The following is a 9,697-nucleotide window of genomic DNA, read 5'->3' as shown; positions in this document are numbered from 1 at the left end:
GGAACCACCTGATCCCATCTCGAACTCAGAAGTGAAACAGACCTGCGCCGATGGTAGTGTGGCGTTGCCCATGTGAGAGTAGGTCATCGTCAGGCGCCTAATACCCAAACCCCCGATAGCTTCGCTGTCGGGGGTTTTTTATTGGCGTAATCGAAATATTGCTACTTGCCAATTAATTCGATCACACCACCTACGATGCTGTGCATCAATGAGAATTGTTCATTTGTTCGCTCAATGTGATTGTCGAGCATGCCCGCCTGCCATGTGACAAGCCAGACAAGCATGACCACAAGGGCCAGGTTCGCGCCCCCAAGCAGCCTGATTCTGGAATGTTGTTGCCGACTTCTACGTTGATAATCCTGCGCAAGGTATTCGTAGGACTCGCGCAGCTCTCTGAGCTCTACTTCGAGCTCTTCATAGGCTACTTCCAGCGTTGACATGCGTCCGGTAAGTTTGCGTGAGCTTTGTTCCAGGCTTTCTGACACGGGGTAGCCACCCTCCTCAACGGCCAGGCGAAGCGCCTCACTTTGTTCAGGCTCCGGTACGTCTGAGAGAATGATGTCGAGAGTTCTCAGGAGCTGGTCACGATCGACTTGCTTACGAATAACGCCGGCAGCGCCCAACTCTCTGGCTTCCTGAATGTATTTCTCGGCGTTCTGGGAGGTGTACATGAACACCGGGATGTCACGAGTACTTGGCTGGCTTTTGAGCTTTTCAAGAGCCTGAAAGCCGTTCATTCCTGGGAGAAGGTGGTCGAGGAAGATGAGATCAAAAGTGTCTGCCTGAAGCGCAGGGAAGGCTTCTTCTGCTGTTGCAACGCCTTTGCTCGAAATGTCTGCCCGTTCGAGCAGGCGAGAAAGGATAATTCGCGCTGTCGACGAATCCTCTATGATGAGTGCGTGCCCCCGCGCCATTTCTGAATTCTCCCTTGTTAACCCTGAGCTGGGTTACAGAAAATTGTTATCTGCGGAACTATAAAGGGAGATCGTAAAATATACAGTGGAAGAAGAGGCCTGGGCGTCAGATTTGAGACGCCCTTTTGATTTTTCACTGTATTCATGCGGAAGTGTTCAGTGTCTGAGCGGTTGGTCAGGGAAGCCAGATTTCAAAAACACCACCGCCCAGGGCGCCGCCGTTGTGCAGCTTTATGGATCCACTTCGCTCGCCCTCGCTGTGAAGCCTCGCAACCGATGATGCGAAGAAGAGGCCGAGACTGGTACTACCGCTCTGGAAATCCAGCGCTTTGAAGTTCAATGTGCCGGTGTGTTGCATATTTTCCGGGTATCCACGGCCATCATCCTCTACGCCAAGAACCAGGTATCCATCCTGTTGGCGGCCGGTTAGCCGAATTTTGCTTTTGGTGTATCGAATTGCGTTATTGATAGTGTTGTTCAGTACGCCTGTCAGCAGGTCCTCGTCAAAGAATCCGTTGATTTCCTCTGAAGCGATCTCGTATTCAATGCCGAGGCCTTCAAGCAGCGGTGTATGTCGGGCCAGATGATCGGCAAGAAAGTCGGGCACGAAATGTTCGTCTATATGAGCTGACAGGTTGTCTTCGCCTAGCCGGTAGATGCCCAATAATTGCACCAGGTCGTTATGCATGCGCTCGGCCTCGTACTGAAGCATATTGAACTTGTTCGAGCCAGCAAGCGTTTGCTCGTGTTCGTTCCTGAGCTCATCAAGACTGTTGAGGAGCATCCCCAATGAGTTCTTCATATCGTGTACTGCAGAGGCGAGCACCATGGAGAAGTCGATGGTCGGGTCAGTCATGCGGTCAGTCCTTTAATTTTTCGGATCAGTGCCTGGTATCTTCGGTATTGCCGGTGCTGTTCCGGTAGATGACTCAGGCGCTCGAGCCTCTGCTGGCAGGTTGTTAGCAGAGCCTGGTTGCCGGGCTGTTGCTCAAACTGTTTCATCAGCACCTGAACGAGGTTCAGGTTCAGTGCAGCGTGATCCGGCACGATGCTCAGGGCCTGGTTAAAGGCGCTTACCGCAGTATCAAGACTACCGGCTTCGAATGCTTTGATTCCCTCTCTGTTAAAACTGCGAGCTTCAAGTTTTTGACGGAAGCCGACGGGCTCATCCAGCAGGTTCTCTATCTTCTGCAGTAAATCAGCATCGTTATCGTAGCGAGCTGCCAGTTGTCCGAGCAGTTCTTTTGCCTGGTGCTCTCGTCCGGTGCGAAACAGCGTTTTGGCATAGTCCAGGCCAACGTCTGAAGGGATTTCCTCCAAAGCTTTGATGTCGCTTTCTACGCTGGTCAGAATTTTCTCAGCTTCTCGCTGTCGCCCCTGGCCGGAATGAACACGTGATTGCACAATCCTGCTTTTCAGGGAAATGGATTCATCGTCTGAAAAACGCTTTTCCATTTTTGCCAGGACGTTCAATGCTTCTGATGCTCGTTCGGTACCTTCTTCGTTCATGTCCCCCTCGCTGAGGTCAGACAAGCTTTGGGCAAGAGAAAGGTAATGGTCAGGATTGTCGTGTATGGAGTAGGTGCCCAGCGAAACTGTCTGGCGCCAAGCCTGCGATGCAGTGTCTATGTCCTGGTTGGCGCCCGCAAGTTCGGCAAGGTGTTTGTGCCTCAACAGCGCATTCGGTGAATGCTCTGCGGCTTTTTCGAGAATTTGTTGGGCCTGCATTGGCTTGCCTTGTTTTTCCAGGCCTTCTGCCAGCAGGTCGTAGGCTTCCATATAATCGGGGTGACGCTCAATCAGCGCCTTAAGCCCGTCTACAGCCTGATCGAAATTGCGGTTGGCAAGTAGTACTTTGCAACGTCCGAGTGAAGCCCAGGATAGCTCGCGTTGATTCAGCACGTCGTCATAGACTTTCTGAGCATGGGCCATGTCGCCGACGAGGAAGTAGAGCTCCCCCAGGGTTTTCATCAACCAGGTTTTGTAGCGTGGCTGTTTCGGGAGCGCCTGCAGACACTGTGAAATCGCCTCAGGGTAGTTTTCCTGGTCGATTTCCCGGGTGATCGGGAGCAGAGCGTTGCGTTGGTTTATCAGGCTACCCAGTCGCTTTTCCAGCATTGCCCGGTTTATCGGTTTGGTCAGGTAGGCGTCTGGCTGATACTCCCGGGCACCCATGACCATTTCCTTCGAGGTTTCCGCGGTAACCATCAGAAAGAGAGCCGACCGTTTGAGCAGCTTTTTATGGCGAAGCTCCTCAAGTATATGCTGGCCGTTTTTTCCTTCACCCAGGTTGAAATCACAAAGCACCACGTCCACGTGATTATAGGTGCAGTATTGAACAGCGGGCGTGGCATGGCCGACCAGTTCAATCTTGTCAGCACCACAGCTTCGAAGCATCTGGCGCATGGATAGCCGGAAGTTTTCGAAGTCGTCAACAATCAGGAAGTGGAGCTTACCAAACGGATTTACAACATCTTTCCGGTCGGACTGATTCATGAGCGTTTCTGCTTAAGTAGTTTGTTTACAAGTGCCCTCAGGGCCGCAGGCTTAACAGGTTTGTACAAAATCTGATAGCCGCGGTTGAAGGCATCTTCGCGTACTTCAGGCGCCATGTAGCCGGTTATCAACATCCCGGGGATCTCTGCGCCCAGCTCGGCCCGGATGCGATCCATGGCGTCCAGGCCGTTGCGGTTATCATCCAGCTGATAATCAGCAAGTATAATGTCTGGGCTTCGACCTGCCAGTTTGTTCAGTGCTGCCTCCAGGCTCTCGGCCGCGGTGACATCACACTTCCAGTTACCCAGCAAAGCCACCATGCCTTGCAGTATGGCGGGGTCGTTATCAATACACAGTACATGAAGGCCACCGAGGCTGGATACCCGCCTGGACGCGCCAGAGGTTTTGTTTGTCTCCGGGCGTGAGAGATCAGCCGGCGCCAGCGGCACGGTAATGGCAAAGACGCTGCCTCTGCCCTGAATGGAGTGCACCGATACCGGGTGGTTCAACATGCCGCTGATACGGTCAACGATGGCAAGGCCAAGGCCCAGGCCTTTTTTGTCCCGGCCATGCTGAAAGCGCCGGAACTCTTCAAAAATATGGGTCAGCTGGTCTTCTGACATACCCGGGCCGGTGTCCCATATCTCGATTCTCAGGTAGCCCTTCAGTCGCCGGCAGCCCATTAGAATCTTCCCTCTATCAGTGTAACGGATAGCGTTGGACAGAAAATTCTGAACCACCCGGCGCAGGAGCTTTTGGTCTGAGCGAATCCAGGCTGTGCTGGGAACAACGTGCAGTGCCAAGCCTTGATCTTTGGCGATGGCTGAGAATTCGGTAGCCAGGTGGCGAAGCAGGTCGTTGACCGGGAATACGCCGATGTCCGGTTCCAGGGCTCCCGCGTCCAGTTTGGAGATGTCCAGCAGGGTGCTGATGATTTCTTCAGCGGCACCCAGTGAGCTGTCGATATGCTCAACGAGCTCCCGGGTTTCGCCAGCGATCACCTTGCCGGACAGTGCGGAGGTGAATAAACGTGCGGCATTCAAGGGTTGTAGCAGGTCGTGGCTTGCCGCAGCAAGAAACCGTGTTTTGCTCTGATTGGCTTGCTCGGCGACCGATTTCGCTTTGAGCATTTGCTCGTTGATAACCTGCAACTCCTGGGTTCTTTCCCGAACCCGCTGCTCCAGATAGATATTGGTTTCCTTCAGGGCTTGCTCGGTCCGCCTCATGGCGGTGATATCCTGAAAGGTCGTCACGTAGCCACTGCCGGGGATAGGGCTGCCGTCGACGCGCACCACCGTGCCATCCGGGCGTTGACGCTCGTAAGACATGGGTTTGCCATCGCGCATACTGTGACAGCGATCCTCAATGATTTCGTCAATGCGACGGGCGGAAAGGTTGGCGTTGGTGAGGTTGTAGCGCATCAGGTCTTCAACCGGTCGGCCAACCCGCACAAAGCCTTTCGGGTAATTGAACAGCTCAAGGTAGCGGTGGTTCCAGACTACAAGCTGTTGCTGGTGATTCACCACAGACACACCCAGACTGATATTTTCAATTGCGGATTGCAGCAGTTCGCGGCTGAAGGTCATCGCCTGAGAAGCTTCGTCAACGATGCTGACGACGTCTTCAATCTGCATATCCCGACCGGTCAGCGTGGATTCAAGTACGACCCGGGCGGTTGACGCGCCAATAACAGACGCCAGTTGACGCTCGATATATTTCATGAGGTGAGCGGAGGCTGGCCGGTGTGGGTACAGTCGAATGGCGTTACGGCGCTCGTAGTTTCGGAACACGCTTTCTGAACGCTCCTCACCCATAAAGCGGTCGGTCAGGGCCTGAAGATCGGAGGTCAGAACCTCTCCTTGCCAGCTTTGATGCTGTGCGCTATCCGCACGGGGATGGGATTCCTGAAAGAAAGCAGCAATCTGGATTTTTTCCCGGATTCTTTGCCGGGTAACCAGGGACAGCAAAATATAGACCCCGGTATTCACACCGAGGCTCCAGAGAATGCCGTGGGTGATCTGGTCGAGCTCTGACCCGAACAGGGCGGTTGGCCGAATCCAGCCCCAACCAAAAAGACCCTGATTGATCAGGGTGTCACCGATCCATCCCGTTGATACCAAGGCGGGCAGGAGCAGTGTATAACACCACACCAGAAACCCCAGCCCAAGCCCCCAGGTGGCGCCTGTTGCGTTACCTCTGCGCCAGATAATGCCACCGACCAGTGCCGGCCCGAACTGGGCCGCGGCAGCGAAAGACAGCAAGCCGAAAGCGGTCAGGCTGTAGTCTTCCCCCGCCATGCGGTAAAAACCGTAGGCGGTTAACAGCACCACAAAGATGGCGGCGCGCCGAATGGTCAGCAGCAAGAAGCTCAGGTCGGCGCGGCGATTCATACCTGGCCGGAAGAACCGCAACAGTCCCGGCATGATGATTTCGTTGCTGACCATGGTTGCTATGGCAACAGAGCAGACGATAACCATTGCAGCAGCAGCCGAGCCACCTCCCAGAAACGCCAGAATAGCAAGCCACTGCTCTCCGGCCATGATCGGCAGCTGGAGGATGACGATGTCCGGATTGCTCCCCAGGCTGTCTGCGTATAACAGTCCTGCAGCGGCAATCGGGATGACGAAAGCGCTGGCGATAACCAGGTAAATTGGCATTGCCCAGCGGGCGACTTCAAAGTCCCTGTGGTCGGTGTTCTCCACCACCATCACGTGAAACTGCCGTGGCAGACAGATGATGGCAAGCATGGCCACCAGTGTCTGGGTAATAAAGGCGGGTGCTTCAATAGAGTTGGTTGTCAGTGCGCCGATGAGGTCTGCGTCGGCCGCCTGCTGAAACAAGTCGCCAAAACCGTTGTACAGCCCGTAACCGACAAATAGCCCAACGGCAATAAAGGCGATCAGTTTGATGAGCGACTCGAAAGCAATGGCTTGAATCATACCCCGGTGGTGCTCTGTCGACTCCAGGTGACGGGTTCCGAAAAGTACCGTGAAGACCGCAAGGGTCAGGGTGATGTACCAGGCGGAATCGTTCCAGGCAGCGCTGCTCAGCTCGAGATAGCTTTCGCCACTGCCAGAGAGAACGTTGAAGCCCAGTGCGATGGCCTTCAATTGTAGCGCGATGTAAGGCACGCTGCCGATCAGGGCGAAAAAGGCCACCATCGCTGCCAGCAATTGGGACTTGCCGTACCGGGAAGCGATGAAATCGGCTATTGATGTGCTGTTATTGCGTTTGCTGATGTAGATGATGCGCCGGAGCAGGGGCGCAAAAAACAGAAATACCAGGAGTGGCCCCAGGTAGATCGGCAGGAAGCCAAGACCTTCCTGCGTTGCCCGGCCTACGGCCCCGTAGAAGGTCCAGGAGGTGAAATACACCGCCAGTGACAGGCCGTAGATGTGGGTGCGTGCGAGCCTGCGACGATAGAGCCCCGGGTGCTTGTCTCCGGCCCAGGCAATCAGGAACAGCAGCGAAATGTAGGTGATCGAGATTAAAACAAGCAGCCAGGCGCTAATCATGTGTTGTTTTTATCCGGTCTGAGCTGTCAGGCCTCACATACGACTTTAAACAGCGGGTCGTTATTGGTCAGTACTTTCATGTTATCTACCCGTGGGCTGCCATCCTGGGCCAGTGGTACCAGCTCACGGCTGCGACAGTTAATCAAGTGTACCCGATGAGAAACGGCGTCGGTCACGGTTTGTTCGAAACGGTAGAGTGTAAAACGCACAATATTGATGTCTGCAGTATCCCTGCTGATGCTCTCTACATCTACGGTAGAGAACGCCGTTACATAAGGCAGGACAAAGGTCCATGGCCGGAAAAACAGCTTTTCCTGCTCGGTATCCACCACCACGGCTTCGTCGGGTAATAATGAGCGTTTGTGGTCGTACCAAGTGTATTCGCCATACACAAGGTAGCCCAGCATGCCCGCACCGGCAAACACCGGGATAAGCCATCGTGGCGCGCGTTTTGCGGTGGCCGCCCGGATTCCCATGGCGATGCCTGCGGCACCCAGTCCGCAAAGGATAGTGGCAACAAAATTCCAGAACATAAAACGGTATCCTCAAAAAAGAACGGGCTCCCTCGATGAGGAAGCCCGCTCGGTATCAACCTGTCATTGCGTACAATGCGCCAGGCTGACTCTCAGCTTAGTGGTCTTGAGCACTACCGGCACCGCGCGGGTAACGGACGCTTTCAACCAGTTCCTGGATCTCGACGGGTGGCTCTGCAGTCACTTTCGATACCGAGAAGGCTACCGCAAAGTTAACCAGAGCACCAACTGCGCCGATGGAGAGGGGAGAAATGCCCAGCAGCCAGTATTCGGCAGTATCCGGCAGGTTGTTGGTTCCCGGGATGAACAGCCAGCCCTTGTACACGAAGATGTATACCAGAGTGAAGGTCAGACCGGACAGCATGCCCAGCGTTGCGCCCACGTTATTCACGCGCTTTGAGAAGATACCCATCATCAAAGCCGGGAACAGCGAGGCCGCAGCGATACCGAAGGCCAGTGCCACAACCTGGGCCGCAAAGCCCGGAGGGTTTGCGCCAAGCCAGGTCGCAACCACGATGGCAATACCCATGGAGATTCGGGCTGCCAGCAGTTCACCTTTGTCACTGATATTGGGGTTCAACCGGCCCTTGATCAGGTCGTGGCTCACTGCTGAGGAGATCGCCAGCAACAGGCCAGCTGCTGTTGACAGTGCTGCAGCCAGACCACCGGCCGCAATCAGGCCAATTACCCAGCCTGGCAAGTTGGCGATTTCGGGGTTGGCCAGAACCAGAATATCGTTGTTAACGACCATCTCGTTACCTTCCCAACCACGCTCGGAAGCGGTGGTGGCGGCAAAGTCGGCGTTCTTGTCGTTATACAGCTGGATACGGCCATCTTCGTTCTTGTCTTCGTAAGTGATCAAACCGGTCAGTTCCCAGGTGCGAATCCAGTCTGGGCGGGCTTCGTACTCGATCGGCTGAGACTGCGTGCCTTCCGGGTAAATGGTGGTCATCAGGTTCAGACGAGCCATGGAAGCTACCGCAGGAGCGGTCAGATACAGCAGGGCGATGAAGACCAGTGCCCAACCGCCGGACCAGCGTGCGTCAGATACCTTGGGTACGGTGAAGAAGCGAATGATAACGTGAGGCAGGCCCGCAGTACCGATCATCAGGGACAGGGTGAACAGAACCATGTTCAGTTTGTTGTCTACATCCGCTGTGTATTCACGGAAGCCTAGATCAGTTACTACCTGGTTCAGTTTATCCAGCAGTGGCAAGCCAGAGTCGGTATGAGTAGAGAACATGCCCAGGCCCGGAATCGGGTTGCCGGTCAGTTGCAGGGAAATAAACACCGCAGGAATGGTGTAGGCCACAATCAACACGCAGTACTGGGCTACCTGAGTGTAGGTGATGCCCTTCATGCCACCAAGTACGGCGTAGATGAATACCACCACGGCAGCAATCATCAGGCCGGTTGTGGAATCCACTTCTAGGAAGCGGGAGAAGGCAACACCGGCACCGGCCATCTGGCCGATTACGTAGGTGACCGACGCCACAATCAGGCAGATAACCGCAACCAGGCGAGCGTTGGCACTGTAGTAACGGTCGCCAATGAACTCCGGTACCGTAAACTTGCCGAACTTACGCAGGTAAGGGGCGAGCAGCATGGCCAGCAGCACGTAACCGCCGGTCCAGCCCATCAGGAAGGTGGAGTTTGCGTAACCACCGGCGGCGATCAGGCCCGCCATGGAGATGAACGATGCAGCTGACATCCAGTCTGCACCAATGGCCATACCGTTAGTGACGGGGTGAACACCACCACCGGCCACGTAGAAATCACTGGTACTACCGGCTTTTGCCCAGACGGCAATGCCGATATAGATGAGGAACGAGCCCCCAACGAATAGCAGGTTAATTGCAAATTGGCTCATGGGTTCTTACTCCTCGTGCACGCCGAATTGTTCGTCGATTTTGTTCATGCGCCAGGCATAGAAGAAAATCAGAACAATGAAGGTAAGAATGGAGCCTTGCTGGGCGAACCAGAAGCCAAGATCGGTGCCGCCCACTGCGATGCCGGCCAGCATGGGCCGCAGCAGAATCGCGAACCCGTAGGAACACAGAGCCCATATAACCAGGCTCCCGAATATGAGGCGTAGATTCGCCTTCCAGTAGTTTTCAGCGTCGTAGCTATGACCTGACATACAAACACTCCTATTTTGTTTTTGTAGAGTTTGGGTGGTTTTTTGCTGAGGTGTTGCGGATAGAGAATTTATTATTCATGTAGTACTTCTCCGACTTGT

Annotated in this window: 7 protein-coding genes and 1 rRNA gene; 1 reads left to right on the top strand and 7 read right to left on the bottom strand. The window is 54.6% G+C overall.

Annotated features, from left to right (window positions below):
• Positions 1-95: ribosomal RNA gene (gene rrf, locus QPL95_RS16975) — 5S ribosomal RNA — on the top strand; the annotation flags it as partial.
• A 66-nt stretch (positions 96-161) separates the two neighbouring features.
• Here the strand turns inward: rrf and QPL95_RS16970 are convergent.
• From QPL95_RS16970 to QPL95_RS16940, 7 genes are all read right to left on the bottom strand, one after another.
• Positions 162-914 carry a response regulator gene (locus QPL95_RS16970; RefSeq protein WP_303292112.1) on the bottom strand — a complete coding sequence of 251 codons (753 nt, stop codon included), beginning with the start codon at positions 912-914 and terminating at the stop codon, positions 162-164.
• Positions 915-1,089: 175 nt separating this feature from the next.
• Complete coding sequence (locus QPL95_RS16965; RefSeq protein ID WP_303292111.1) at positions 1,090-1,770, bottom strand: sensor histidine kinase KdpD; 681 nt, start codon at positions 1,768-1,770, stop codon at positions 1,090-1,092.
• Positions 1,767-3,410, bottom strand: a complete 1,644-nt coding sequence (locus QPL95_RS16960; protein WP_303292110.1) for a response regulator — start codon at positions 3,408-3,410, stop codon at positions 1,767-1,769. The genes QPL95_RS16965 and QPL95_RS16960 overlap by 4 nt, the downstream gene beginning before the upstream one ends.
• Positions 3,407-6,925 carry a PAS domain-containing hybrid sensor histidine kinase/response regulator gene (locus tag QPL95_RS16955; RefSeq protein WP_303292109.1) on the bottom strand — a complete coding sequence of 1,173 codons (3,519 nt, stop codon included), beginning with the start codon at positions 6,923-6,925 and terminating at the stop codon, positions 3,407-3,409. The genes QPL95_RS16960 and QPL95_RS16955 overlap by 4 nt, the downstream gene beginning before the upstream one ends.
• Before the next feature lie 26 nt (positions 6,926-6,951).
• Entirely contained in the window at positions 6,952-7,458 is a 507-nt protein-coding gene (locus QPL95_RS16950; RefSeq protein WP_303292108.1) for a hypothetical protein, read from the bottom strand.
• A 97-nt stretch (positions 7,459-7,555) separates the two neighbouring features.
• Entirely contained in the window at positions 7,556-9,328 is a 1,773-nt protein-coding gene (locus QPL95_RS16945; RefSeq protein ID WP_303292107.1) for a sodium:solute symporter family protein, read from the bottom strand.
• A gap of 6 nt (positions 9,329-9,334) precedes the next feature.
• A complete protein-coding gene (locus tag QPL95_RS16940) occupies positions 9,335-9,598 on the bottom strand; it encodes a DUF4212 domain-containing protein (RefSeq protein WP_303292106.1) in 264 nt (87 codons plus the stop codon).
• Positions 9,599-9,697 lie beyond the last annotated feature (99 nt).

It is taken from the genome of Marinobacter sp. SS5-14b, from assembly GCF_030541005.1.
In the GTDB taxonomy this organism is placed as follows: domain Bacteria; phylum Pseudomonadota; class Gammaproteobacteria; order Pseudomonadales; family Oleiphilaceae; genus Marinobacter.
This window is presented reverse-complemented; position numbering and strand designations above follow the sequence as displayed.

Excerpts from the sequence above, each read along its gene's own strand:
- QPL95_RS16940 (WP_303292106.1), bottom strand. The coding sequence starts at position 9,598 with ATGTCAGGTCATAGCTACGACGCTGAAAACTACTGGAAGGCGAATCTA.
- QPL95_RS16955 (WP_303292109.1), bottom strand. The coding sequence starts at position 6,925 with ATGATTAGCGCCTGGCTGCTTGTTTTAATCTCGATCACCTACATTTCG.
- QPL95_RS16970 (WP_303292112.1), bottom strand. The coding sequence starts at position 914 with ATGGCGCGGGGGCACGCACTCATCATAGAGGATTCGTCGACAGCGCGA.
- QPL95_RS16965 (WP_303292111.1), bottom strand. The coding sequence starts at position 1,770 with ATGACTGACCCGACCATCGACTTCTCCATGGTGCTCGCCTCTGCAGTA.
- QPL95_RS16960 (WP_303292110.1), bottom strand. The coding sequence starts at position 3,410 with ATGAATCAGTCCGACCGGAAAGATGTTGTAAATCCGTTTGGTAAGCTC.
- QPL95_RS16945 (WP_303292107.1), bottom strand. The coding sequence starts at position 9,328 with ATGAGCCAATTTGCAATTAACCTGCTATTCGTTGGGGGCTCGTTCCTC.
- QPL95_RS16950 (WP_303292108.1), bottom strand. The coding sequence starts at position 7,458 with ATGTTCTGGAATTTTGTTGCCACTATCCTTTGCGGACTGGGTGCCGCA.